22 protein-coding genes and 1 tRNA gene are annotated in these 23,146 nt (G+C 62.7%); 10 read left to right on the top strand and 13 right to left on the bottom strand.

What is annotated here, in order from left to right; genetic code table 11:
- Positions 1 to 93 precede the first annotated feature (93 nt).
- From KHO23_RS32055 to KHO23_RS32040, 4 genes are all read right to left on the bottom strand, one after another.
- On the bottom strand, positions 94 to 1,083 hold the full coding sequence (locus KHO23_RS32055; RefSeq protein ID WP_211616711.1) for a beta-ketoacyl-ACP synthase III: 990 nt from the start codon (positions 1,081 to 1,083) through the stop codon (positions 94 to 96).
- Positions 1,083 to 2,189 (bottom strand): phosphate acyltransferase PlsX, encoded by a 1,107-nt coding sequence (gene plsX / locus KHO23_RS32050; protein WP_211616709.1) that lies wholly within the window; start codon positions 2,187 to 2,189, stop codon positions 1,083 to 1,085. The genes KHO23_RS32055 and plsX overlap by 1 nt, the downstream gene beginning before the upstream one ends.
- 172 nt (positions 2,190 to 2,361) lie before the next feature.
- A complete protein-coding gene (gene rpmF / locus KHO23_RS32045) occupies positions 2,362 to 2,541 on the bottom strand; it encodes a 50S ribosomal protein L32 (RefSeq protein WP_006051932.1) in 180 nt (59 codons plus the stop codon).
- A 101-nt stretch (positions 2,542 to 2,642) separates the two neighbouring features.
- The gene (locus tag KHO23_RS32040) at positions 2,643 to 3,287 is read right to left on the bottom strand and encodes a DUF177 domain-containing protein (protein WP_211616707.1); all 645 of its coding nucleotides are present in this window, start codon (positions 3,285 to 3,287) and stop codon (positions 2,643 to 2,645) included.
- A 245-nt stretch (positions 3,288 to 3,532) separates the two neighbouring features.
- Between KHO23_RS32040 and KHO23_RS32035 the strand changes: the two genes are divergently transcribed.
- Positions 3,533 to 4,150, top strand: a complete 618-nt coding sequence (locus tag KHO23_RS32035) for a Maf-like protein (RefSeq protein ID WP_211616705.1) — start codon at positions 3,533 to 3,535, stop codon at positions 4,148 to 4,150.
- Positions 4,147 to 4,866, top strand: coding sequence for an SAM-dependent methyltransferase (locus tag KHO23_RS32030; protein WP_211616703.1), 720 nt, complete (start codon positions 4,147 to 4,149; stop codon positions 4,864 to 4,866). The genes KHO23_RS32035 and KHO23_RS32030 overlap by 4 nt, the downstream gene beginning before the upstream one ends.
- Positions 4,867 to 4,988: 122 nt before the next feature.
- Here the strand turns inward: KHO23_RS32030 and KHO23_RS32025 are convergent, their stop codons facing one another.
- Genes KHO23_RS32025 through KHO23_RS32010 form a run of 4 tightly spaced genes read right to left on the bottom strand, consistent with a single transcriptional unit; the run spans position 4,989 to position 8,105 of the window.
- A complete protein-coding gene (locus KHO23_RS32025) occupies positions 4,989 to 5,993 on the bottom strand; it encodes a S49 family peptidase (protein ID WP_211616701.1) in 1,005 nt (334 codons plus the stop codon).
- 33 nt (positions 5,994 to 6,026) lie between these two features.
- Positions 6,027 to 6,419: a Rieske (2Fe-2S) protein gene (locus tag KHO23_RS32020; protein WP_211616699.1), complete on the bottom strand. Its 393-nt coding sequence runs from the start codon at positions 6,417 to 6,419 to the stop codon at positions 6,027 to 6,029.
- An 8-nt stretch (positions 6,420 to 6,427) separates the two neighbouring features.
- On the bottom strand, positions 6,428 to 7,087 hold the full coding sequence (locus KHO23_RS32015) for an HAD-IA family hydrolase (protein WP_211616697.1): 660 nt from the start codon (positions 7,085 to 7,087) through the stop codon (positions 6,428 to 6,430).
- Positions 7,080 to 8,105, bottom strand: coding sequence for an RluA family pseudouridine synthase (locus KHO23_RS32010; protein WP_211616745.1), 1,026 nt, complete (start codon positions 8,103 to 8,105; stop codon positions 7,080 to 7,082). Before KHO23_RS32010 ends, KHO23_RS32015 begins: the two co-directional genes overlap by 8 nt.
- A gap of 733 nt (positions 8,106 to 8,838) precedes the next feature.
- Between KHO23_RS32010 and KHO23_RS32005 the strand changes: the two genes are divergently transcribed.
- The 6 genes from KHO23_RS32005 (at position 8,839) to KHO23_RS31980 (ending at position 16,329) form a co-directional block, all read left to right on the top strand.
- Positions 8,839 to 12,120, top strand: coding sequence for an Rne/Rng family ribonuclease (locus KHO23_RS32005; RefSeq protein WP_211616695.1), 3,282 nt, complete (start codon positions 8,839 to 8,841; stop codon positions 12,118 to 12,120).
- Between the two features lie 231 nt (positions 12,121 to 12,351).
- Entirely contained in the window at positions 12,352 to 13,461 is a 1,110-nt protein-coding gene (gene moaA / locus KHO23_RS32000; protein ID WP_211616693.1) for a GTP 3',8-cyclase MoaA, read from the top strand.
- Between the two features lie 13 nt (positions 13,462 to 13,474).
- A complete protein-coding gene (gene mobA / locus KHO23_RS31995; RefSeq protein ID WP_211616691.1) occupies positions 13,475 to 14,089 on the top strand; it encodes a molybdenum cofactor guanylyltransferase MobA in 615 nt (204 codons plus the stop codon).
- Between the two features lie 74 nt (positions 14,090 to 14,163).
- On the top strand, positions 14,164 to 15,465 hold the full coding sequence (gene moeA, locus KHO23_RS31990; protein WP_211616690.1) for a molybdopterin molybdotransferase MoeA: 1,302 nt from the start codon (positions 14,164 to 14,166) through the stop codon (positions 15,463 to 15,465).
- A 100-nt stretch (positions 15,466 to 15,565) separates the two neighbouring features.
- A complete protein-coding gene (locus KHO23_RS31985; protein WP_028199219.1) occupies positions 15,566 to 15,841 on the top strand; it encodes a hypothetical protein in 276 nt (91 codons plus the stop codon).
- Complete coding sequence (locus KHO23_RS31980; protein ID WP_211616688.1) at positions 15,841 to 16,329, top strand: GNAT family N-acetyltransferase; 489 nt, start codon at positions 15,841 to 15,843, stop codon at positions 16,327 to 16,329. Before KHO23_RS31985 ends, KHO23_RS31980 begins: the two co-directional genes overlap by 1 nt.
- A 32-nt stretch (positions 16,330 to 16,361) precedes the next feature.
- On the opposite strand, the gene KHO23_RS31975 is transcribed toward KHO23_RS31980, so the two are convergent.
- The 5 genes from KHO23_RS31975 to pncB form a co-directional block, all read right to left on the bottom strand.
- Positions 16,362 to 17,810 (bottom strand): DNA recombination protein RmuC, encoded by a 1,449-nt coding sequence (locus KHO23_RS31975; RefSeq protein WP_211616686.1) that lies wholly within the window; start codon positions 17,808 to 17,810, stop codon positions 16,362 to 16,364.
- Positions 17,807 to 18,796: a 2-hydroxyacid dehydrogenase gene (locus tag KHO23_RS31970; protein ID WP_211616684.1), complete on the bottom strand. Its 990-nt coding sequence runs from the start codon at positions 18,794 to 18,796 to the stop codon at positions 17,807 to 17,809. Before KHO23_RS31970 ends, KHO23_RS31975 begins: the two co-directional genes overlap by 4 nt.
- Positions 18,797 to 18,838: 42 nt before the next feature.
- Entirely contained in the window at positions 18,839 to 20,266 is a 1,428-nt protein-coding gene (locus KHO23_RS31965; protein ID WP_211616681.1) for a sodium:proton antiporter, read from the bottom strand.
- 64 nt (positions 20,267 to 20,330) lie between these two features.
- A complete protein-coding gene (locus tag KHO23_RS31960) occupies positions 20,331 to 20,993 on the bottom strand; it encodes a LutC/YkgG family protein (RefSeq protein ID WP_211616679.1) in 663 nt (220 codons plus the stop codon).
- Positions 20,994 to 21,152: 159 nt separating this feature from the next.
- Entirely contained in the window at positions 21,153 to 22,349 is a 1,197-nt protein-coding gene (pncB, locus tag KHO23_RS31955) for a nicotinate phosphoribosyltransferase (RefSeq protein ID WP_211616677.1), read from the bottom strand.
- Between the two features lie 279 nt (positions 22,350 to 22,628).
- Here pncB and fdxA point away from each other — a divergent pair, with 279 nt between their 5' ends.
- Together fdxA and KHO23_RS31945 are read left to right on the top strand one after the other, a co-directional pair.
- Positions 22,629 to 22,952 (top strand): ferredoxin FdxA, encoded by a 324-nt coding sequence (fdxA, locus tag KHO23_RS31950; protein ID WP_054036179.1) that lies wholly within the window; start codon positions 22,629 to 22,631, stop codon positions 22,950 to 22,952.
- Positions 22,953 to 23,069: 117 nt separating this feature from the next.
- A tRNA-Asn gene (locus tag KHO23_RS31945) sits at positions 23,070 to 23,145 on the top strand.
- Position 23,146 lies beyond the last annotated feature (1 nt).

Here is a 23,146-nt window from a genome sequence, read left to right as displayed (position 1 = left end):
GTTGTCAGATGTGGGTGGCGCGCCCAGTTGATGGCGAGCGCGCTCAAGGGTAGCTGAGCGCCGCGAAGAGCGCTCGCCACAACGTCGCCGCAATCAGTAGCGGATAACCGACGCGCCCCACGTGAAGCCGCCGCCGACGCCTTCGATCAGCACGTTCTGACCGCGCTTGATGCGGCCGTCGCGCACCGCGACGTCGAATGCGAGCGGAATGGACGCAGCCGACGTATTGCCGTGCTCGCCCACCGTGACGACCATGCGCTCCTGCGGCAAGCCGAGCTTACGGCAGGTGCTTTGCATGATGCGGATATTGGCCTGATGCGGAATCAGCCAGTCGATCTGATCGGCCGACAGATTCGCTTTTGCAAGTGCCTCGACTGCCACCTTTTCGAGCACGTTGACCGCGAGCTTGAACACGGCCTGCCCGTCCATATGCAGGAACGCGCTGCCCTCGATCACACCGCCGTTCACATTGCCCGGCGTGCAGAGAATGTTCGAATGACTGCCGTCGGCATGCAAAGCGCTCGCCAGCACGCCCGGTTCTTCGGACGCCTGCAGGATCACCGCGCCCGCGCCGTCGCCGAACAGCACGCAGGTGGTGCGGTCCTTGAAATCGAGAATGCGCGAGAAGGTTTCCGCGCCGATCACGAGCGCCGTGCGATGCTGGCCGCCGCGAATCAGGCTGTCCGCCATCGCCACCGCATAAGCGAAGCCCGAACAGACGGCCTGCACGTCGAATGCCGCGCCGTGGTTCTTGATGCCGAGCTTGTTCTGCAACAGGCACGCCGTGCTCGGAAACACAAAGTCAGGCGTGGAGGTTGCAACGATGATCAGATCGATGGATTGCGGATCGATATCGGCCGCTTCGATCGCGCGCTGCGAGGCGATCAGCGCAAGATCGCTGGTGGTGACATCGGGTTCGGCGAAGTGACGCGCATGGATGCCCGTGCGGGCAACGATCCATTCGTCGCTCGTCTCAACGCCTTCTCTGGCGAGACGTTCAGCCAGATCCTGATTGGTGACGCGTCCGGGCGGCAGATAGCTGCCGGTGCCCAGCACGCGGGAATAAATTGTCGATTGAGCCATTATGCCTTCGAGGATTGCGCAGCGTAGGGCTCGGCTGGCTGGCCTGCGATCGGGCTTGCGTGACCCGCACCGCTCGCGTCGCGCGCCGCCTGTTCGAGAGAACCCGCATTCTCTTCCATCGCTCGCGCAAGGCGTTCCAGCACGCCGTTTTTGACGGCATCATACCCGCGTTTGATAGCCCACTCAAACGCGTAGGCATCCGCCGAACCGTGACTTTTGATCACCAGCCCACGCAGGCCCAGCAGCGCGGCGCCGTTGTATTGCCGATGATCGACCCGTTTCTTGAAACGCATCAATACCGGCAATGCGAGCACCGCCATCACCTTGGTGAGCCATGAGCGGCCGAACTCTTCCTTGATGATGTTGGAGAGCATCTGCGCGAGGCCTTCCGACGTCTTCAGCGCGACGTTGCCGACAAAACCGTCGCAGACGATCACGTCGACCGTGCCCTTGAAGATGTCGTTGCCTTCGACGTTGCCGTGAAAGTTAAGTGTACTCGCGCGCAGCAGTTCGCCGGCACGTTTGATGGTGTCGTTACCCTTGATGACTTCTTCGCCGATGTTGAGCAGCCCGATGGTGGGCCGATCCTTGCCCTCGAGCGCGGACACGAGCGCGTGCCCCATCTCCGCGAACTGCAGCAGATGCTGCGGTTCGCAATCGACGTTGGCGCCCAGGTCGAGCATCGTCGTGTAGCCAGTGGGATTGGGCATGGCGAACGCAATGGCCGGGCGTTCGATGCCCGACAGCGTTTTCAGCACATAGCGCGAAACCGCCATCAGCGCGCCGGTGTTGCCAGCGGAAATGCAGGCTTGCGCCTCACCTTCCTTGACGCGATTCAGCGCCACGCGCATGGATGAGTCTTTTTTCTTGCGCAGCGCGACTTCGACCGGATCGTCCATGGCGACGATCTCGGAAGCAGGTACGACGGTCAGCGCCGGCAGGTTCTGAGCCTTCAACTTCTTCAGCTGCGCACGAATCGCACTTTCAATGCCGACGAGCAGCAGCTCAGCATCAGGATGCGAACGAACGAAGTTGACGGCAGCGGGAACGGTCACGGACGGGCCGTGGTCGCCTCCCATGCAATCTATCGTGAGCTTTACTGTCATGGAGTGCGACGAATTTCAGACGCCCCGCATGGGATCGCGGCAAGCGCTAACGCGCCAACTGCGATCGACACAAAAAAGCGGCAGTTGAATGCCGCCTTTTTGCCGAGCCGGGAAAATGTCAAGCGAGCCGATCGCCACGCGAAACGCCAAGGGGCGCAACGCAGTGAAACGATTAGTCGTTCTTCGTCTTGACGACTTTCTTGCCGCGATAGTAGCCGTTCGGGCTAACGTGGTGACGCAGATGCACTTCGCCCGTGCTCGGCTCCACGGCCAGCGGCGCTGCCGTCAGGAAATCGTGCGAACGATGCATGCCGCGCTTCGACGGCGACTTCTTATTTTGTTGAACTGCCATGACTAACTCCTAAAAATTTTCCGAATTCTAACACAGCCCGACCCGGTGTCCGCCATTGACCGAATGGCCAATGCGCCCGCTTCGCGCTCCCATGCAACTGTTCAGTGCTTCTTGTCGCCCGGCTCACCGCGCTTGAGACTTTCGAGCGCCGCAAACGGATTGGGCCGCTCGGGCTCACCGCCCTCGCCTGCTTCGTCCGGCGCAGCCTCGTCGCCCTCACCCTCTGCTCCGGCCACACCAGAGACCAGGCTCTCGTGCACTTCGGGACACACCTCATGCTTGGGCACGAGCGGCAAGGAAAGCAGCAACTCTTCTTCGATCAAGTCGATGAGATCGAACTGGCGCGAGCCAACGATCACTTCGACTTCATCCTCGTCGAGCGGAAACTCTTCGGCTTCCGCCTCAGTGTTGACGATCCGGTAAGTTGCATCGACATTGAACGCCTGAAGATAAGGCGCCATGCACCGCTGACATTCGAGCCATGCAGTACCGTGAATCGCCAGCCTCAAATAAGGCTGCGGACCCTCGGTACCATCGTCTTGCAATTCCGGCTGCGTCGCCCCTTCGGCTTGCCAGGTGAACGCGGCATCGCGGTCTGGCGCTTCTGCCGGGACTTCGTTTAACATGCGCGGCAGTTGCGAGACGCGCACGACACCCGCGGCCTGACGCCCACTCCGCGCAAATTCGAACAGATCGATATCGTGCGGGTCGGACAGACCAGCAGGGTTGCCAGGATGTTGAGTCATGTGCGCTCCTGCGTCGGCAAGGATTTCGCCGAGGGTAAATCGGTTTGCAAAGTAGCCCGCGGAACTCGTGCGCTACCCGTGTTGACCACACGGATGCCCATGCGACGCCCCGCTTGTGCAATAGCATACCGATGAAAAGCCCGAAATCATATCCGTTTTGTCTTTTCGAGTCAAACACTTAAGCCCGTACACGTGCAATACCCGCACAACCCCGTACGACCCGCCTCTCTAGCCGTTGGTTGCACATGCCAGATTCCCTCAATCGCCCGCCACGCCTGATCCTGGCGTCGAGTTCACCTTATCGTCGCGAGCTGCTCGAGCGCCTGCGCATTCCCTTCGATGTCGTCGTGCCGGCGATCGACGAAACGCCGCTCGCCGGCGAAGCGCCTGAGGCAACCGCCCTGCGCCTCGCCGAGGCAAAGGCCCGCGCGGTGGCCGGCGGACTTGGCGCCGGTGAAACCGCACTCGTCATCGGCTCGGATCAGGTTGCAACCTACGACGGCCTGCAGATCGGCAAGCCCGGCGCGCATGACAAGGCCCTCGCTCAACTTCAGGCCATGCGCGGCCGCGAAGTGCAGTTTCATAGTGCACTCTGCCTGTTCGACAGCCGTTCGGGCGCGGCACAAGCCGCCGACGTCATCACCCACGTGCAATTCCGCGACCTGCCGGACGCCGCGCTCGACGCTTACCTGCACGCAGAAACGCCATACGACGTCGCGGGCAGCGCCAAATCCGAAGGTCTCGGCATTGCGCTGCTCGAAGCCATTCACTCGGACGACCCGACCGCGCTGATCGGGCTGCCGTTGATCGCACTGTCGCGCATGCTGCTCGCAGTGGGTTATCCACTTCTGGGGGCATCATGAGCGGCACCTTATATCTGATTCCAAACACGCTCGGCGAAGGCGATGCCGATGCCCTCGATGCCGTCCTGCCCGCGCCGGTGCGCGCCCGAGCAGCGTCGCTGCACTATTACATTGGCGAAAACGCAAAAACCACGCGCGCATTCCTGAAAAAGGTCGGCACCGAAAGGCCGATTCAGGACATCGAGATTCGCGAGTTGAACGTCAATACACCGGCCGGCGAGATTGACAAACTGCTCGCGCCTTTGCTGGCGGGCACCGATGCCGGCCTGGTGTCTGAAGCCGGCTGTCCGGCAGTCGCCGATCCGGGCGCCCTTCTGGTGCGCCGCGCGCACGAGCGCGGCGTGAAAGTTGTGCCGTTTGTCGGGCCGAGTTCGATTCTGCTCGCGCTGATGGCCTCAGGCCTGAATGGCCAGAGTTTTGCGTTCCACGGCTATCTGCCGGTCGACGCCACCGAACGGGCCAAGCGCCTGCGCGACCTGGAACAGCAGTCGCGCAAAGCCAGACAAACGCAGATCTTTATCGAAACGCCCTATCGGAATCGCGCGCTGCTCGACACGTTGCTGGCGACATGCGCGCCCTCCACACTGGTCTGCGTCGCCGTCGATCTGACGCTGGAGACGGAAACCATCGCCAGCCGCACCGTGGCCGACTGGAAGAAGAAACCGGCGATTGATTTGCACAAGCGGCCGGCCATTTTTCTGATTCTCGCCGTCTGATCGCCGCCGCGTCTCAAGCCAGGCTGATTCGCTTGCCGATCGCTGTTTAGCGACAAAAAACAAAAAAGCCCCGCGCGATCTACCTTCGATCGCACGGGGCTTTTCTCATTTTTCACACTCAATCAGCGCAGGCTCAACTTCCCGCCGAGCGCCATTGCGTGAACGGCGCCGTTACCGACCGCTGCGCCGAATTTGCGCGCCACGCGATCCGTAATGCTCTCCTTGACCGTGTAGTCGACGATATCCGGCGCCTTGAAAAGGTCGCGCGCGACGTAATCCGCATCGCCGAAACCGTCGGCAAGCCCCAGCTCGACACTCTTCTGCCCCGTCCAGAAAAGCCCCGAGAACATGTCGGGGGTTTCGTGCAGGCGCTTACCGCGACCCTCACGCACGGCGTCGATGAACTGGGTATGAATCTGATCGAGCATGTCCTGCGCATGTTCGTCCATCTTCTGCGTTTCCGGTGAGAACGGGTCGAAAAAGCCCTTGTTCTCACCCGAAGTATGCAGACGGCGCTGGATTCCGAGCTTATCCATCAGCCCGGTAAAGCCGAAGCTGTCCATCAGCACGCCAATCGAACCGACGATGCTCGCCTTGTCCACGTAGATCTTGTCGGCCGCCGCGGCCGCGTAATAACCGCCCGAGGCGCACATGTCGCCGACCACGACATACAACGGAATCGACGGATACTTGGCGCGCAGCCGACGAATCTCGTTGTAGATGATGCCCGCCTGCACCGGGCTGCCGCCCGGGCTGTTACAGCGCAGGATCACGCCTGCCGTACCCGCGTCGTCGAATGCACTTTCCAATGCAGTGTTGATATCTTCCGCGTTCGCGTTCGTATCAGAAGAGATTTCGCCGTCAAGCGTAATCATTGCCGTGTGCCGCCCGGTGGTCGAAACCTTGTCGCCGGAGAAATCGAAGGCGCCCCACACCGCCAGCAGCAAAACGATCAGGAATACAAAGCGGAAGAAAATCTTCCAGCGGCGTGCCGCGCGCTGTTCGGTGATTGCCGCAAGCGCGATGCGCTCGAGCGCGGCGCGCTCCCAGCCCGGCTCATCGGCAGGCGTGCGAGGGCGGCCTGTCAGGGACGGTTCCTTCGGTTCGGGAGTCAAATTGTCAGACATGCGGTGCAGTGGAATGGTCGAGGAGGAGAAAAATCAGGGTGTGGCCGGACGTAGCTCGCCGTCCGGCAGCCAGAACACAGCGCGGCCGCCAGGTGAATCCCGCTCGTCAACCTGGAGGGAACGCAACCGGCCGCCGCGGCACGGGCCACCTACGCATTTGCCCGTATCAGGCGCGTAAATCGCACCGTGTGTGGCGCACATCAAGTATAAACCGGACGATTCGAAGAACTGCCCTTCGGCCCAGTCGAGCTCCATCGGCACGTGGGCGCAGCGATTCAGATAGCCGTACGCATGGCCATCATAGCGAACAAAAAATACCACGACGTCACCGCCGCCGAGCTTGGCCGCGCGTCGCACACCGGCACCGCCGTCGACCAGCTCTTCGGACGCGCAAATGCGAACCGCTTCCGCCACAGTCTCGGTCATACCCATACTCATGCGTTCTCTCGCAGCCATTCCGACAGTGCACTCACGCTGGAGGCGACGAATTTCGGCGACAGAGCCGTCAACGAACCGGCAGGATGCGCGCCGTATGTGACACCGATGCCCGCGACACCGGCATTGATCGCCATCTGCAAATCGTGCGTCGTATCGCCGACCATCACCGTGCGCGCCGTATCTTGCCCCAGTTCACGCGTCAGTTCGTGCAGCATGGCCGGATGCGGCTTAGAAAAGGTTTCGTCCGCACAGCGGGTGCCGTCAAACAGGCTCGTCAGACGCGATTGGTCGAGCGCGCGGTTCAGCCCGACGCGGCTCTTGCCGGTTGCCACCGCCAGCAGATAGCCCTCGTCGCGCAACGCCTGCAACATCTCGCGCACGCCGACGAACAGTTCGGTGGTCTGATCCTTCACTAAATAGTGGAAGCGATAGCGTTCCGCCAGACGCGGGTAATCGGCCGGATCGAGCGTGGGCGCGGCGATTTGCAGCGCGTCGCGAAGGCCAAGGCCGATCACGTAGCTGGCGGCCTCGTCGGCGGGAACCGGCAAACCGAGATCGCGGCACGCCGCCTGGATGCTGCGCGTGATATGCGCGGTCGAATCCATCAGCGTCCCGTCCCAGTCGAAGACGATCAGATCAAATTGCTCTCTAGCCATGCGGTGTCGTCTCCGGGTCTAACCCATTTCGTAATTCATTGAGCTGCGCAACAAAGCTGCGGCATTCGGCCGGCAGCGGCGCCTCGAACTGCACGGGCGCACCGGTTGCCGGGTGCGTCAGCTTTAGGCGGTAGGCGTGCAGGAACATGCGCTTCAGGCCCGGCTTGGCGTTGGCGCGGGCCAGCGCCTTGTTCAGCGCGAAGTCGCCGTATTTGGCATCGCCGACGATCGGCAGTTCCAGATACTGCAAATGGACGCGAATCTGGTGTGTGCGGCCGGTCTTCAGTTCCGCCTCCAGCAGCGCGTACTCCGGCCAGCGATCGATCAGATTGAAGACCGTGTGCGACGCGAGGCCGTCAGCCTGGACGCGCACGCGCCGTTCGCCGTCCGCGGTCAAATACTTATGCAGCGGCTCCTTGACCGCGCGGCGGCGGCCCCAGTCGCCCGCCCACTCACCGTGGACGCACGCATAGTAGCGCTTATCCATCTTGTTCTCGCGAATCTGCTCGTGCAGATTGACCAGCGCGGAGCGCTTCTTCGCGAGCATCAGGATGCCGGACGTCTCGCGATCCAGCCGATGCACCAATTCGAGGAATTTCGCCTGCGGCCGCGCTTCGCGCATCTGTTCGATCACACCGAACGCAACACCGCTGCCGCCGTGAACCGCCACGCCGGCCGGTTTATCGATCACGAGCATGTGCTCGTCTTCAAAAATAATTTTGAAATCGGCGCTCGGCACCGGCGTCTGGGCGATCGCCTCGTTGGGTTGAGCGACGCGAATGGGCGGCACACGCACCAGATCGCCCAGCTCGAGGCGGTACTGCGCGTCTATCCGGCCCTTATTCACCCGCACTTCCCCGCTGCGCAGGATGCGGTAAATATGGCTTTTCGGCACGCCTTTACAGACGCGCAAGAGGAAGTTATCAATGCGCTGTCCGGCCGCACTGTCGTCGATCTCGATCATCGAGACCTGGTCGCTTGCGACCGATTTCTGGGATATTTTGCCTAACTCTTTCATTATGAATATAATTTGCCCAGCAGTCTGCGGCGGCCGGCGCAGTGACCGGAATTCGGGCGGATTGCGCAGGCGCAAGCGATAAACCGTTATTTTACTTGCGCCGGGGTCTGGTTGCTCACCCTGAAAATGAGATGCAACATGTTGCACGCACGAAGTCAGTGCCCGGCAGGGACGGCGCCCACAGGCGCGTTCGGTCAAGGTCGGCTTCGACGGTAACGGAATTTTGGTAAAAAAGAATTTAACTTTCAGCTTCGATATCGGGCGGTCTGACGCCCTGCTGTACGAAGCTGCCGGTTGCGAAAATACGGCGTGCGCCCGAGGCGTCTTGTAGAAAGTACAAGACATGGCGACGTCAAAATGAGGCGAGACACCCCCAGCGAGAAAAGACGCGCCGACTGCGCGAACTTCCCGCTGCGGCATGACCGCAGCCTTCGACCCTCCGGTCACGCGCCCAGTTGGCGCACCGGCGCGAGTGGGAAAAGGCTTATGAAGGTCTGCTGGCAGAACCCGCGGCGTGTCGGGTCGTTATTTGAAGCCGTGTTCGCATGTGCCCTGCGGCACCGTGCCCATTTTTCAATGGGGCCGGGCCCTCTCAGGCAATTCTCCCGCCATTTTTCCTGCTCCAGCGTGCTTGTGAAAACACAATAAGGCGCGGCATGCCGCTGTCCGCCTGGCTCTCGCGACTGACAACCGCGCAGCCAGGGGTCAGGCTAAGCCGCTCTGGAGCCGTTCAATGAAACGCATGTTGTTCAATGCGACGCAGCAGGAAGAACTGCGCGTTGCCATCGTCGATGGGCAAAAACTCATCGATATCGACATCGAAACCGCCGGGCGCGAACAGCGCAAAGGCAATATTTACAAGGGCATCATCACCCGCATCGAGCCTTCGCTCGAAGCCTGCTTCGTCAACTACGGCGAAGACCGCCACGGCTTTTTGCCGTTCAAGGAAGTCGCCCGCCAGTATTTCCGTGACGGCGTCGACATGCGCTCCGCGCGCATCCAGGACGCCCTGAAAGAAGGCCAGGAACTGATCGTCCAGGTCGAAAAGGAAGAGCGCGGCAACAAGGGCGCGGCCCTCACCACCTTCATCTCGCTCGCCGGCCGGTATCTGGTATTGATGCCGAACAACCCGCGCGGCGGCGGCGTGTCGCGCCGGATCGAAGGCGACGACCGTCAGGAACTGCGCGAAACCATGGCGCAACTGCAATTGCCGGAAGGCATGAGCATCATCGCGCGCACGGCCGGTATCGGCCGCAGCGCCGAAGAGCTGCAGTGGGACCTGAACTACCTGATGCAACTGTGGCGCGCTATCGAAGCCGCGTCGCAAAGCGGTTCGAACGGCCAGCCGATGCTGATTTATCTCGAATCGAGCCTGGTGATCCGCGCGATTCGCGACTATTTCCAGCCGGATATCGGCGAAATCCTGATCGACACCACCGAAATCCATGACCAGGCCCGCGCCTTCATGGATATCGTGATGCCGGACAATGTCAGCAAAGTGAAGCGGTATCACGACGACGTGCCGCTGTTCTCGCGCTTCCAGATCGAACACCAGATCGAAACCGCGTACTCGCGCACGGTGCCGCTGCCCTCCGGCGGCGCAATCGTGATCGACCACACGGAAGCTTTGGTCGCGATCGACGTGAACTCGGCGCGCGCCACCAAGGGCGCCGACATCGAGGAAACGGCTGCACGCACCAACCTCGAAGCCGCCGACGAAGTGGCCCGCCAGTTGCGCCTGCGCGACCTGGGCGGCCTGATCGTGATCGACTTCATCGACATGGAATCGGCCAAGAGCCAGCGCGAAGTCGAGCAACGCCTGAAAGACGCCTTGAAGCACGACCGTGCGCGCGTCCAGATGGGCAAGATCTCGCGCTTCGGCCTGATGGAACTGTCGCGTCAACGTCTGCGCCCGGCTTTGTCGGAAGGCAGCCACGTGACCTGCCCGCGCTGTAACGGCACGGGCCACATCCGCGATACCGAATCGTCCGCGCTGCAAGTGCTGCGGATCATTCAGGAAGAAGCGATGAAGGAAAACACCGCGGCGATCCATTGCCAGGTGCCGGTCGAAGTGACCGCCTTCCTGTTGAACGAAAAGCGCGCGGAAATCAACAAGATTGAATCGCGGTTCAAGGTCAACGTCGTTCTGATCCCGAACAAGCACCTGGACACGCCGCATTACAAGCTCGAGCGTCTGCGTCACGACGATGCGCGCCTCGATGAGCCGCGCGCCTCGTGGAAGATGGCCGAAGAAGCAGCCCGCGAACTGGAATCGGAAACCGGTTACAGCAAGCGCGCCGAAGAAGTGAAGCCGAAGCAGGAAGCCGCGGTCAAGGGCATCACGCCTGAGAAGCCGGCCCCGAGCGCGCCGGTCCGTCCGGCAACCCCGGCTCCGGTGGCCGTCACGCCGGCCAGCGGCGGCTTTATCGGCTGGCTGAAGAATCTGTTCGGCATGCAGCCGGCCACGCCGGCGCCTGTCGCACCGGCTACGACCGAAAAGCAGGCGCGTCCGCAACGCGGCGAACGCACGGAGCGCGGTGAGCGCACCGGCGAACGCGGCGGCGATCGCAACCGCAATCGCCGTGGCGGCGCAGGCGGCCGCGATGCAGCGGGCCGTGGCGAAGGCACGAGTGCCGGCCGCCAGGCTCAAGGTCAGCAGCCGTCGCAGCGTCGCGAGGAACGCGAACCGCGTGAAGGCCGCGAGGCACGTGAAGGTCGTGAACCGCGCGAAGCCCGTGAATCGCGCGAGCCGCGTGGTACTCGTGAGCCGCGTGAACCGCGTGAGGCCCGCGAAAGCCGCGAACCGCGCGAGGCTCGTGAGCCGCGCGAAGGCCGCGACCGCGACAATCGTGGCAGCGACCGTGCGGAAACCGTTGAAGGCGCACCGCGCGCCGAACGTGGCGAGCGGCAGGAACGCGGCGAACGCCGTGAGCGTGGTGAGCGCGCAGAACGTGGCGAACGCCGCAAGCAGCAGCCTGAAGCAGCAGAAGCGCTGACGCAGAACGACGCGCTGTCGGCGGAAGAACTGGCGCAAAACCAGGCCGCCTTGGGCGAAAACGGTGCGCCGATCGATCAGGAAGCGGTGGCGCGTGAAGGTGAAGAGCGCCGTCGCCGCCGTCGCGGCCGTCGTGGTGGCCGTCGTGAGCGCGAAGAAGACGTGAACGGCAACCTGGCTGCGGACGTCGCGGAAGCTGAAGGCGACAACGCCAATCTGACCGCCGAAGCACCGGTGCGCACCGCGCATCAGCCGGTCGAGCACAAGGCCGAAGTCAACGAGGCGAACGGCGTCAAGCCGGTGGAAGTGGTTGTCGCTGCTGTCGCAACGGAAACGGCTGTCGTCAGCGAACTGCATGTTGCAGCCGAAACGCCGGCTGTGGCCGTCGAGCAGGCCGCGAAGACGGAAACGTCCGTGCCGGTCGCAGAAGCGCCGGTTGCAGTCGAGCAAGCCGTGGAAGCGCCGGTGGCGCAAGCTACCGCCGCGCCGGTTGAAGCTGCGCAAGCAGCGCCGGCCGCCAGCGAAACGGTTTCGCTCGCCGAGCCGGTTGCTCGTGTCGATGCCCCGGTTGAAGCTCGGATCGAAACGCCGGCAGTCGCTCCGGTCGTCGAAGCGCAAGCCGCGCCGGCTCCGGTAGAAACCGTGGCCCCGACGGCAGCGATTGAAGCGCCGACCGTCCAGCCGGCGCCGCAAGCCGCGATCGCCGAGCCGCAACCCGTCGTTGCAACGGCCGCTCCGGCAGTTGAAGCGGTCGTTGAACCGGCAGCAATCGGACCGGCGCCCGTCGCAGTTGCGCCGCAAGCCCCGCGTAGCGCCGGTGTGTCGGCGGAAGCTCTGAAGCCGGTGCTGGAACAAGCCGGTCTCGTCTGGGTGAACACCGACACCGACAAGCTGCGGGCCGCGCAGGAAGCTGCTGCGCAAGCGGTCAAGCCGGCTCGCGTGGGTCGCGAGCGTAAGGCATTGCCGCCGGCCGAAACCGCGCCGATGCAAATGGTGGAAACCGGTAAGCATCCGCAGTAAGCGAACCGCCGCCGTGCAAAAAGCCCGCCCTCACCGGCGGGCTTTTTGTTTTATTGGGGGTGGCGCGCCCGCCTGATCGCGCGCTGTATGCCACTCCCCGTATACCCGGACAGCATCCGGGGGCCCGCGGCCACAGGATGCATTTCCGCTAGAATGAAAGTCCAGGTTCCAATCGCAGCACCGGTCACAGCACCTAAGCGGCCCCAAACGAAGCATCAAGCGAAGCAATTCATGTCCCGACGCATCATCCCTGTTGCCGATCTCAGCGCGGTGCCGATCATTTCCGGCCCCGTGCAGGCGCCTAGCGGCGCGCTGCACGACACGCTGACGCGCCCGCTGCGCGATCTGCGCATCTCGGTGACGGATCGCTGCAATTTCCGCTGCGTCTATTGCATGCCGCGCGCGGTGTTCGACAAGGATTACGCGTTCTTGCCGCATAGCGCACTGCTCAGCTTCGAAGAAATCGAACGGCTCGCGCGGCTCTTCGTCGCGCATGGCGTCGAGAAAATCCGTCTTACGGGCGGCGAACCGCTGCTGCGCAAGAATCTGGAATTCCTGATCGAACGGCTCGCGCAACTCACCACGCCGGAAGGCCGCCCACTCGATCTGACGCTGACCACCAATGGCTCGCTGCTGGAGCGCAAGGCGCGCAGCCTGAAAGACGCCGGCCTGACCCGCGTGACGGTAAGTCTCGACGCCCTCGACGACACCCTGTTTCGCCGCATGAACGACGCCGACTTCGCAGTCGCCGACGTGCTGGACGGAATCGCCGCGGCCCAAGCGGTGGGGCTCGCGCCGGTGAAGGTCAATATGGTCGTCAAGCGCGGTACGAATGACAGCGAAATCGTACCGATGGCGCGTCATTTCAAAGGCTCGGGCGCGGTGCTGCGCTTTATCGAGTATATGGACGTGGGCACGTCGAACGGCTGGAACATGACCGAAGTGCTGCCTTCCGCCGACGTCGTGACGCGCATTGCCGAGCTTTTCCCGCTCGTGCCGCTCGAAGCGCACAGCGCAGCCGAGACCGCCCAGCGCTGGGGTTACGTGGACGGCGGCGGAGAGATCGGCGTCATTTCGAGCGTGACACGCGCGTTTTGCGGCAGTTGTACGCGCGCACGTCTGTCGACGGAAGGCAAGCTATACCTGTGCCTGTTCGCGTCGTCCGGTCACGATCTGCGCGCCTTGCTGCGCAGCGGCGCAAGCGACGCCGATATCGCCACCGCCGTCGCCGAAATCTGGCAAAACCGCAGCGACCGTTATTCGCAATTACGCGGCAGCAACGCAGCCGCCCCGCGCGAGCAGGACGGCCGCCGCGTGGAAATGTCGTACATCGGCGGCTAGAACGGCCGAACCCATGAGCCCGGCACGCGAACACATCACCGGTCTGGTCCTTGCGGGCGGGCGCGGCATGCGTATGGGCGGCGTCGACAAGGGACTGCAAACGCTGCATGGCGAGCCGCTCGCCTCCCATGTGCTGAAGCGGCTCGCGCCGCAATCCGGCGCCCTCCTGATCAGCGCCAATCGTCACCCTGATGTCTATAGCGCACTCGGCGCGCCGTTCGGCGCCAAGGTGCTTGCCGATACCCTGCCCGGCTTCCCCGGACCGCTGGCGGGCCTGCTCGCCGGGCTGCGCGCCGCCGGCACCGCTTACGTGCTGAGCGCACCCTGCGATACACCCGGACTGCCCGCCGAACTCGCCCTACGCCTCGCGCAGGCACTCGACTCGAATCAGGCCGATATCGCCACCGTCACGACCACCGACGCCGAAGGCCACGTCTCGCTCCATCCCGTGTTCGCGTTGCTGCGCACAAGTCTCGCAGACGACCTGGCAGCCTTTCTGGAAGCTGGTGAGCGCAAGGTCCGCGCGTGGTACGCGCGCCACAAGACGGTCGAAGTCGCCTTTGCCGACGAGCGCGCGTTTTACAATATCAATTCGTTACAAGAACTCGCCGACCTCGAGCGTTGCTGAGGCCCCGGTTGAAATCACGCTCCGGCCGCACGGCAACAGCCGCGCCCGCCTCCGGTCGCGACGCCCAGCCCTTCATGACCACGCTTAACGAATTTTCCCGCTGCGTCGCGCAGTACGATCCACACGCGCTACCTGTTTCGGCCGCCCAGGCAATCGTCCGTCAATGGGCGACGCCCGTCACGGCGGTCGAACGCGTGCCTCTGCGCGATGCGCTCAATCGTGTGCTGGCTGCCGACATCGTCTCGCCGATCGACGTCCCTTCGCACGACAATTCGGCGATGGACGGCTACGCGTTCAACCGCGCAGCCTTGGCAACGAGTGCGACCACGGTCGACTTGACGGTTGTCGGGAAAGCGCTGGCCGGTCATCCGTTCGCGGGTCACGTCGACGCGACGCAATGCGTGCGGGTCATGACGGGCGCCTGCATGCCCGCTGGCTGCGACACCGTTGTGCCGCAGGAGCTTGTCGAGCGCGGCGCCGATTCCGCCTCGATCCATTTTGCGGCCAACGCCGTGCGGGCCGGCTCCAACCGGCGCCTTGCCGGCGAAGACCTCGCCCGCGGCCATGCCGCGCTACGTGCAGGCCGGATCATGCGCGCGTCCGACCTCGGTTTGCTGGCTTCGCTCGGCATTGGCGAAGTCAACGTGCGGCGACGCTTGCGCGTCGCATTTTTCTCCACCGGCGACGAATTGCGCTCGCTCGGCGAACCGCTCGATCCGGGTTCGGTGTACGACAGCAATCGCTACACCCTTTTTGCGATGCTCCGGCGCCTGAACATGGATACGCTCGATCTGGGTGTCGTACGAGACGAACCCGCCGCGCTCGAAGCCGCGTTGCGCAGCGCCGCAGCCAGCGCCGATGTGGTGCTGACTTCGGGCGGCGTCTCGGTCGGCGAGGCGGATTTCACCAGGCAATTGCTACAGACGTTCGGCGACGTCGCGTTCTGGAGCCTCGCGATGCGCCCAGGCCGGCCGCTCGCTTTTGGCCGCGTCTGGTCCGGCGACCATCCGGGTCTCGGGCTGCCCGCGTTATTCTTTGGCTTACCGGGCAATCCAGTGGCCGTGATGGTGACGTTCTACCAGATCGTGCGCGAAGCGCTGCTGCTGATGGCCGGCGCAACGCCGCAGGCACTGCCGCTGCTGCGCGCCGCCAGCCGTCAGATCATCCGCAAGCGCGCCGGGCGCACCGAGTACCAGCGCGGCGTCGCCGGGCAGGATGAGCACGGCCAATGGCAGGTCACGCCAACCGGTTCGCAAAGCTCGGGCGTGCTGAGTTCGATGAGCGAAGCAAATTGTTTCATCGTTCTCGGGCACGATGAAGCCGATATTGCCGAGGGCGAGCACGTCGATATCATGCTGTTCGACGGTCTTATCTGACGCCTGACGGAACGCTTCCGTTGCCGCTTTTCTGCAGCCTGATTTGCAGTTTCATTAGCGGCTTCAATCATTACCACTACGACACACGGGTTTGACTTACATGAAAAAACAGATCTCGTTCATTGCACCGGGACAGACAGCCAAAGCGCTTATCCTCGTGTACCTGACATTCTCGGTGCCGATCGTGCTGCTCGGCGTACTGGTGGCATTCATCCGTTACGGCTCGGTCGAACTGAGCACGGTGTTCAGCGCGCTGCTGCTGAACGCGATTCTCGGCTTTGTTCTGCTGTGGATTGCATGCCACGCCTACAACTGGGTGGCGTCGCGCTTTGGCGGCATCGAAATCCAGCTCACCGACGCGCCGGAAGAAGCGTAATGACGGCGACGATCCGCGCCGCGACGCCTGAAGATACGGGCGCGATCTTTGCGCTGACGTACGATCTGGCTGAATTCGAAAGCCTCACGCACGTATTTGTCGCGACCGAAGACGGCTTGCGTGACGCCCTGTTCGGCGCGCGGCCCGCGATCGAAGCGCTGGTGGCGGAAAACGACGGACGCATCGTCGGCTATGCGCTGTTCTTCCACAATTACTCGAGCTTCGCCGGCAAGCGCGGGCTGTATCTCGAAGATGTCTACGTGCAACCGAGCCAGCGCGGCAGCGGTCTGGGCGCCGCAATGCTCGCCCGGCTGGCGGCGCTGGCCGTCGAGCGGCAGTGCGGACGCTTTGAATGGACCGTGCTCGACTGGAACAAGCGGGCCATTAGTTTCTACGAAAAGATGGGCGCGACGGTCATGCCGGATTGGCGTGTCGTGCGCCTAACGGGCGACGCGCTGGAACGACTGGCCGCAGGCGCCGCTTCCTGACCCGGATCATCCCGGTCTGGCTCTGCCGGTCTCTACTGCTCGTCGGGATCCACGCCCGATAGTGCGTCGCCGAGCAATCCGCTCGCCTCTTCGCCCGGCAATGCCTCCACGTCACGCAGCTTGCGGCTCATGACCCGAGTGCGTGTCTCCGCGGCTTCGATCGAACGCGTCACGGTTTCGAGTTGTGCCCTGGTTTTTGCCAGCACGTCACCGAACTTGCCAAACTCCGTTTTCACCGCGCCGAGCACTTGCCACACCTCGCTCGACCGCTTCTCGATCGCCAGCGTGCGGAAGCCCATCTGCAAACTATTGAGCAACGCGGTGAGCGTGGTCGGGCCGGCAATCGTTACGCGGTAGTCGCGTTGCAGCAGATCCGTCAGGCCCGGGCGACGCAGGACTTCCGCGTACAGGCCTTCGGTCGGCAGAAACAGCAGCGCGAAATCCGTGGTGTGCGGCGGCGACACATACTTTTCCGCGATCGTGCGCGCCTCGGCGCGTATCCGCGATTCGAGCGCGCGCGACGCGTCTTCCACGGCAACGGGATCGGCACGCTCCTGTGCCTCGATCAGCCGCTCGTAGTCTTCGCGCGGGAACTTGGCGTCGATCGGCAGCCAGACCGGCGTGGCGGATTCACCCGTCTCGGCCCGGCCCGGCAATTTGATCGCGAATTCGACGCGGTCAGCGCTCTTCGGCACCGTGGCGACGTTCTTCGCGTATTGGTCCGCTGTCAGCAGTTGTTCGAGCAGTGCTTCGAGCTGCACCTCACCCCAGGTGCCGCGCGTTTTGACATTGGTGAGCACCTTCTTCAGATCGCCGACGCCCGCAGCCAGTGTCTGCATTTCACCGAGTCCGCGATGCACCTGCTCCAGCCGGTCCGACACCAGCTTGAACGATTCGCCCAAACGCTGTTCGAGCGTGGCATGCAATTTTTCGTCGACGGTGCGGCGCATTTCTTCGAGCTTGGCCGAGTTGTTCGCCTCGATGTCTTTCAGCCGCTGCTCGATGGTCGCACGCACTTCGGCGAAGCGGCGATCGTTCGCCTCGGTGAGTTGGCCCAGTTGCAAGGTCAGCGTTTCGCCGAACTGCTTGAGCGTGCGCCCTTGCTCGTCGCGTGCCTGCTGCGCCTGTTGCTGCAGACTGTGACGCACCGCGTCGAGTTGCTGCGCAAAGCCGTCGATCTTGCCGCCCTGCACCGTCGTCATACTGCTGAATTGCGATGCAAGCGTTTGCTGAAAATGCGCGAACCCACTGCTCTGCTCGGTACGCGAAACGCGCGCCGTTTCGGTGATGTCATTGCGCAGCTGTCGCTCGAGCCGCTCATAGGCATGCGACTGTGCATCTGCCGCTGCGTCGATACGTTCGCTGAGAATCTCGAACTGCTCGCCTCCGTCAGCGCGACTGTTGCCGCGCATCAGCAACGCCAACGCGATGACCAATGCGACCGCCAGCACTGCCACGGCCGCCACCAGAATCATTGTCATGAACGCGCCTTGCCGATGACATCGGGGTTGATCGGATTCGGCGGCCGGCCGGCGCGCGGCCCTTCACCCAGCGCCGCGATCAGATTGTCCGCGGCAAGGTTCGCCATGGCCCGGCGCGTTGCTTCAGTCGCGCTGGCGATGTGCGGCGTCAGGACGACATTCGGCACGGTCAGCAGATCCGGATTCAGATTCGGCTCGCCTTCGTATACGTCCAGACCCGCTGCCGCGATCTGTTTCGTGCGTAGGGCCTCGACCAGCGCCGCATCGTCGACGATGCCTCCGCGCGCGATGTTGGTGAGCGTTGCGCTCGGCTTCATCTGCGCGAATTCGGCCGCGCCGATCGTGTGATGGTTTTCCTTCGTGTACGGCAAGACGAGCACCACGTGATCGGCGCGCTTCAGCAGATCCTGTTTGGACGCGTATTCCGCGTTCAACTCGGCCTCGATCTCCGGTGCTACGCGCGAACGATTGTGATAGATCACCTGCATATTGAAGCCCTTCGCGCGACGCGCCAGCGCCTGCCCGATCCTGCCCATGCCGATCACGCCGAGTGTCGAACCGTAGATGTCCGTGCCGAGAAAACCGTCATAGATCCACTTCTGCCATTGGCCCGCGCGCAACCAGTGCTCCGATTCGGCGATACGGCGTGCCGCGGCCATCATCAGCGCCCAGCCGAAATCCGCGGTCGATTCGTTGAGCACGTCCGGCGTATTGGTACCGAGTACGTTCGCCGCGTTGAACGCGGCCATGTCGAAGTTGTTGTAGCCCACCGCCATGTTCGACACCACGCGCAGACGCGGCGCCGCGGCGAGCACCGCTGCACCGACCGGATCGCCCGCGGTTAGCGCACCGTCCTTATCCGCGAGACGGCGCGTCAGTTCGTCAACGGACAGCACGTCGCCCTGGTGCCAGTCGACGTCGAAATACTGTTTGAGCCGTTCGATCACATCGGGAAAGATCGGGCGGGCGACGAGGATCTTCTGCATTGCAATTCTCCGAATAACGCGTCGAGTTCAATTGCCTCGGCGTCAAAAAAACAGCCAGCCAGTGACGAGAAACACGGGCATCAACACCACAACCGACCAGCCGAGATACGCGAAAAAACTCGGCATGCGGACGCCGCGCGACTCCGCGATCGCTTTCACCATGAAGTTGGGCGCATTGCCGATATACGTGTTGGCGCCCATGAATACCGCGCCGGCGGAGATCGCCGCGAGTGTCGTGGCGCCGGTGGTCATCAGCGTCTGCGCGTCGCCGCCGGCCAGGTTGAAGAACACCAGGTAAGTCGGCGCATTGTCGAGAAATGACGACAGCAGGCCGGTTGCCCAGAAGTACATCAAGTCGTGCGGCGCGCCAGCCGGGTTGACCAGATGGACGATTGCGGCAAACGCACCCGCCTCGCCGGCACGCAGGATCGTGATGACCGGCGCGATCGTCACGAAGATGCCGGCAAACAGTTTGGCGACCTCTTCGATCGGCGCCCAGTTGAAGTCATTGCCCGCGCGTGCCGCGCGCGGCGTCAACGCCAGCGAGAGCAAAGTGACGCCGATCAGCGCAACATCGCGCACGGCATTTTGCAACGCGACGTGGGTACCGAAGACGTCAAATTCCACGCCCGGCTTCCAGAGTCCGCTCATCAGCACCAATGCAATCACGGCTGCGAGAAGCACGAAGTTGATTTTGCCGTCGATACCCAGCGGCGGCGAATCCGGCGTCGGATCGAGAAAGCGCGAGCGCTCTTCTTCACGCCGATGAAAATAGAACGAGTCCAATGCATAGAACGCGACAAGCAGCACGGCGCAGACGAACAGCATCGGCAACGCCAGGTGCGTGGTGGTCCAGAAGAAACTGACGCCCTGCAGGAAGCCGAGAAAGAGCGGCGGGTCGCCGAGCGGCGACAACGAGCCGCCCGCGTTTGCCACCAGAAAGATGAAGAACACCACCACATGAACGACGTGCTTGCGGTTGTCGTTGGCGCGCAGCAACGGGCGGATCAGCAGCATCGCCGCGCCGGTCGTACCCATGATGCTGGCCAGCAAGGTACCGAGGGCGAGAATGCCGGTATTCAGCCGCGGCGTGCCGTGCAGATTGCCGCGCACGCAGATGCCGCCTGCAACCGTATAAAGCGCCGCCAGCAATACGATGAACGGAATGTATTCTTCGAGCAACGCATGGACCAGCGTACCGAATGCGATTCCCGTACCGAAGGTCAGCGCGAACGGCACCAGGAATAGCAGCGCCCACGCGGCCGCGATCTTGCCGAAATGGTGATGCCAGAATGCCGGCGCGACCAACGGAAACACCGCGATCGACAACAGCACACCCGCAAACGGCAAGCCCCACAGTGCCGACAAAGTCGCGCCGTCGAGCGTAGCCGCCGAAGCAAGTTGAGGCCATCCCGCCAGCGTCAGGGCAGCGGCGAGCATCATGCTCGCCCACACGGCATGTCGTTTCATATTCTTGAAGTCCTTGTTTGCACGAGTGACGGCGCGCGGCCGGAGACCCAGCCGCTCGCCGCGTTCAGGCGCCACGTACGACGATCACATGGACCCGGTACGGCCCATGTGCGCCAAGCACGATAGTCTGTTCGATATCCCCGGTGCGCGACGGCCCGGAGACAAAATTGACCGCACGCGGAAGTTCGCCGCGTTCGCTACGGATCAGACCGAATGCCTCTTCATGGCCTGAGACGATGCGCGAAGCCGGCACGATCGCAATGTGCGTTTCCGGCAGCAAGCCGGCCGACGCATAGGTTTGCGGCCCCGACAGCAGAACGAGGGTGCCGGTCTCCGCGGTCGCGCAGAAGCAACCGGTGAACCCGACCACGTCGCCGTCTTCAGGCTTGCGAAATTCGACGTTGATGCCGGCTTCGGCCCATTGCAGATCCTGGAGGGTTTGCCATGCGATCGCCTGCAGCGGCAAAGCATGTTCAGTGAGGTAGCGATGCGCGGCGGAAGGCACCTCGCTCAGCGTTTCGACCGTATCGACCGTGGTCGCCATTTTCCGCGCTTCTTCGATGAAGCGCGCGGTCAGATCGGCCGGCATGTCCGGACGCGGGCCCGGCGGATGGCGCGCCAGATAATCCGCGGCCGCCTCGCGTTCGGAAGCGGAGGACTCGGGTTCGCGCCCCTGCGCAGCGCGGATGCGCGCCAGGATATTACGGCGGGCAATCGATGTATCCATATGCGAAATCCTCGTGTCGACAGCCTTGCGATATGGCGAGGATTATACCGGCCGCCCTGCGCGCGACCACCCTGGCCGAACGGCCAAGTGCCGCGTATCGGGCGCGCGGCCTGCGCAATGGCGCCGCAATATCCCGACGATATTCGCGCAGGCGCCGCGTTACTTCGCAGCTTCCTCCTCGGGCTGCGCAATGCCGAAAACCTGGCGCAGATACGCGAGGTAGGCCTTGTCTTCGCACATGTTCTTGCCCGGCGAATCCGACAGCTTCGCCACCGGCTGACCGTTGCAGCGAACCATCTTGATGACGATCTGCAAAGGGTTGTAGCCCAGGTCGTTGGTCAGATTGGTTCCTACGCCGAATGCCAGCTTGCAGCGGCCACGGAAACGCTCGTACAGTTGCAGCACCTTTGGAATATCGAGCGCGTCGGAGAACACAAGGATCTTGGTGCGCGGATCGCACCGGTTCGCCTCGTAGTGCTTGAGCAGGCGCTCGCCCCAGTCGAACGGATCGCCGGAATCGTGGCGCGCGCCGTCGAACAGCTTGCAAAAGTACATGTCGAAGTCGCGCAGGAACGCCTCCATGCCGTACACGTCCGATAGCGCGATACCCAGGTCGCCGCGATATTCTTTGGCCCACATTTCGAAGCCGTAGATTTGCGAATCGCGCAGCCGCGGACCGAGCGCCTGACACGCCTGCAGGTATTCATGCGCCATCGTGCCGAGCGGCGTGAGGTTGTGCTTCATCGCGTAGAAGACGTTGCTGGTGCCGGCGAATTGTTCGCCGAGGCCGTCTTTCAGCGTGAGGATCACTTCTTCGTGCCATTGCTTCGAGAAGCGGCGGCGCGTGCCGTAGTCGGCGATCTTGCAGTCGGCGAATTCCGGGCGCGCGCCCAGCAGTTTGATCTTCTCGACGAGACGCCCGCGCCCCTCGCTGTAATCAGGCTTTTGCTGGGTGTTGCGGAAGTACACCTCGTTGACGATCGCGAGCATCGGAATCTCGAACAGGATCGTGTGCAGCCACGGCCCCTTGATCTCGATGTCGATTTCGCCATTGCCCTTCGGCGACGGTTCGATCGAGATGTATTTCTCGTTCAGATGGAACAGCGCGAGAAACTCGATGAAGTCGCCCTTGATAAAGCGCATGCGCCGCAGGTAATCGAGCTCGTCATCGGTGAAGCGCAAATCGCACAGCTTGCGCACTTCATCGCGAATCTCGCCGATATACGGCACGAGGTCGACCTTCGGCGTGCGGCAGCGAAACCGGTACTCGACATTCGCCGCGGGAAAGTGATGCAACACCACTTGCATCATCGTGAACTTGTACAGATCGGTATCGAGCAGCGAAGTAATAATCATGATGGTGCGAACTGGACTGCAGGAAAAACGGAAAGCCTGGCTCGACCAAACGCGTCAACCCATGCGCGTGCGGCGCGCCCCGTGCGCACCGGCCTCACGCATGTTACCCGAATGCGCCTGGATTCAGCGCGCCGGCGGGCGGCTGCGCCGGACGTCATAAACTAATCACGAAAACGTATAAAAGGCTTTGCCCGATGCCGTATGCGGCTCTTGACGTTACGTTACAATACCGCTTTTGGCGTTTCGCCTTCCCTGATTCCGCATGCAGGAGCTGCCTGAATGACTCACGTTGTGACCGAAAGCTGCATCAAGTGCCGCTATACCGACTGCGTCGATGTGTGCCCGGTGGACTGCTTTCGCGAAGGTCCCAACTTCCTCGCGATCGACCCCGATGAATGCATCGACTGCGCCGTGTGCGTGGCCGAGTGCCCAGTGAACGCCATTTATGCCGAAGAAGACGTGCCGGGCGACCAGCAGCACTTCACCGAGCTGAATGCCGATCTGGCGAAGAACTGGCCGAGCATCACCAAGACCAAAGCGCCCCTGCCGGAAGCCGACGAGTTCAAGGACGTGAAGGAAAAGCTGGCCCTGCTCGTACGTTGAGCGGCGTGACCTGCCTCCCGCCTGGCCGAATCTGACGCAAATCGAGATGAACGCAAGGTATTGACAGGTGCCCAAGCTGCCCCTACAATTTCGCTTCTCTGCTGTTTGTTGTTCTGTTCCTCGATAGCTCAGTCGGTAGAGCGCCGGACTGTTAATCCGTAGGTCCCTGGTTCGAGCCCAGGTCGAGGAGCCAA

Origin of the sequence: Paraburkholderia haematera (assembly GCF_905220975.1) — a bacterium.
Classification (GTDB): domain Bacteria; phylum Pseudomonadota; class Gammaproteobacteria; order Burkholderiales; family Burkholderiaceae; genus Paraburkholderia; species Paraburkholderia haematera.
Note: the sequence above shows the minus strand (reverse complement) of the source record. Positions and strands in the feature narration are given on the sequence as shown.

What these genes read in the sequence shown, in the direction of transcription:
- KHO23_RS32055 (WP_211616711.1), bottom strand. Translation starts at nt 1,083, where the DNA reads ATGGCTCAATCGACAATTTATTCCCGCGTGCTGGGCACCGGCAGCTAT.
- plsX (WP_211616709.1), bottom strand. Translation starts at nt 2,189, where the DNA reads ATGACAGTAAAGCTCACGATAGATTGCATGGGAGGCGACCACGGCCCG.
- rpmF (WP_006051932.1), bottom strand. Translation starts at nt 2,541, where the DNA reads ATGGCAGTTCAACAAAATAAGAAGTCGCCGTCGAAGCGCGGCATGCAT.
- KHO23_RS32040 (WP_211616707.1), bottom strand. Translation starts at nt 3,287, where the DNA reads ATGACTCAACATCCTGGCAACCCTGCTGGTCTGTCCGACCCGCACGAT.
- KHO23_RS32035 (WP_211616705.1), top strand. Translation starts at nt 3,533, where the DNA reads ATGCCAGATTCCCTCAATCGCCCGCCACGCCTGATCCTGGCGTCGAGT.
- KHO23_RS32030 (WP_211616703.1), top strand. Translation starts at nt 4,147, where the DNA reads ATGAGCGGCACCTTATATCTGATTCCAAACACGCTCGGCGAAGGCGAT.
- KHO23_RS32025 (WP_211616701.1), bottom strand. Translation starts at nt 5,993, where the DNA reads ATGTCTGACAATTTGACTCCCGAACCGAAGGAACCGTCCCTGACAGGC.
- KHO23_RS32020 (WP_211616699.1), bottom strand. Translation starts at nt 6,419, where the DNA reads ATGACCGAGACTGTGGCGGAAGCGGTTCGCATTTGCGCGTCCGAAGAG.
- KHO23_RS32015 (WP_211616697.1), bottom strand. Translation starts at nt 7,087, where the DNA reads ATGGCTAGAGAGCAATTTGATCTGATCGTCTTCGACTGGGACGGGACG.
- KHO23_RS32010 (WP_211616745.1), bottom strand. Translation starts at nt 8,105, where the DNA reads ATGAAAGAGTTAGGCAAAATATCCCAGAAATCGGTCGCAAGCGACCAG.
- KHO23_RS32005 (WP_211616695.1), top strand. Translation starts at nt 8,839, where the DNA reads ATGAAACGCATGTTGTTCAATGCGACGCAGCAGGAAGAACTGCGCGTT.
- moaA (WP_211616693.1), top strand. Translation starts at nt 12,352, where the DNA reads ATGTCCCGACGCATCATCCCTGTTGCCGATCTCAGCGCGGTGCCGATC.
- mobA (WP_211616691.1), top strand. Translation starts at nt 13,475, where the DNA reads ATGAGCCCGGCACGCGAACACATCACCGGTCTGGTCCTTGCGGGCGGG.
- moeA (WP_211616690.1), top strand. Translation starts at nt 14,164, where the DNA reads ATGACCACGCTTAACGAATTTTCCCGCTGCGTCGCGCAGTACGATCCA.
- KHO23_RS31985 (WP_028199219.1), top strand. Translation starts at nt 15,566, where the DNA reads ATGAAAAAACAGATCTCGTTCATTGCACCGGGACAGACAGCCAAAGCG.
- KHO23_RS31980 (WP_211616688.1), top strand. Translation starts at nt 15,841, where the DNA reads ATGACGGCGACGATCCGCGCCGCGACGCCTGAAGATACGGGCGCGATC.
- KHO23_RS31975 (WP_211616686.1), bottom strand. Translation starts at nt 17,810, where the DNA reads ATGACAATGATTCTGGTGGCGGCCGTGGCAGTGCTGGCGGTCGCATTG.
- KHO23_RS31970 (WP_211616684.1), bottom strand. Translation starts at nt 18,796, where the DNA reads ATGCAGAAGATCCTCGTCGCCCGCCCGATCTTTCCCGATGTGATCGAA.
- KHO23_RS31965 (WP_211616681.1), bottom strand. Translation starts at nt 20,266, where the DNA reads ATGAAACGACATGCCGTGTGGGCGAGCATGATGCTCGCCGCTGCCCTG.
- KHO23_RS31960 (WP_211616679.1), bottom strand. Translation starts at nt 20,993, where the DNA reads ATGGATACATCGATTGCCCGCCGTAATATCCTGGCGCGCATCCGCGCT.
- pncB (WP_211616677.1), bottom strand. Translation starts at nt 22,349, where the DNA reads ATGATTATTACTTCGCTGCTCGATACCGATCTGTACAAGTTCACGATG.
- fdxA (WP_054036179.1), top strand. Translation starts at nt 22,629, where the DNA reads ATGACTCACGTTGTGACCGAAAGCTGCATCAAGTGCCGCTATACCGAC.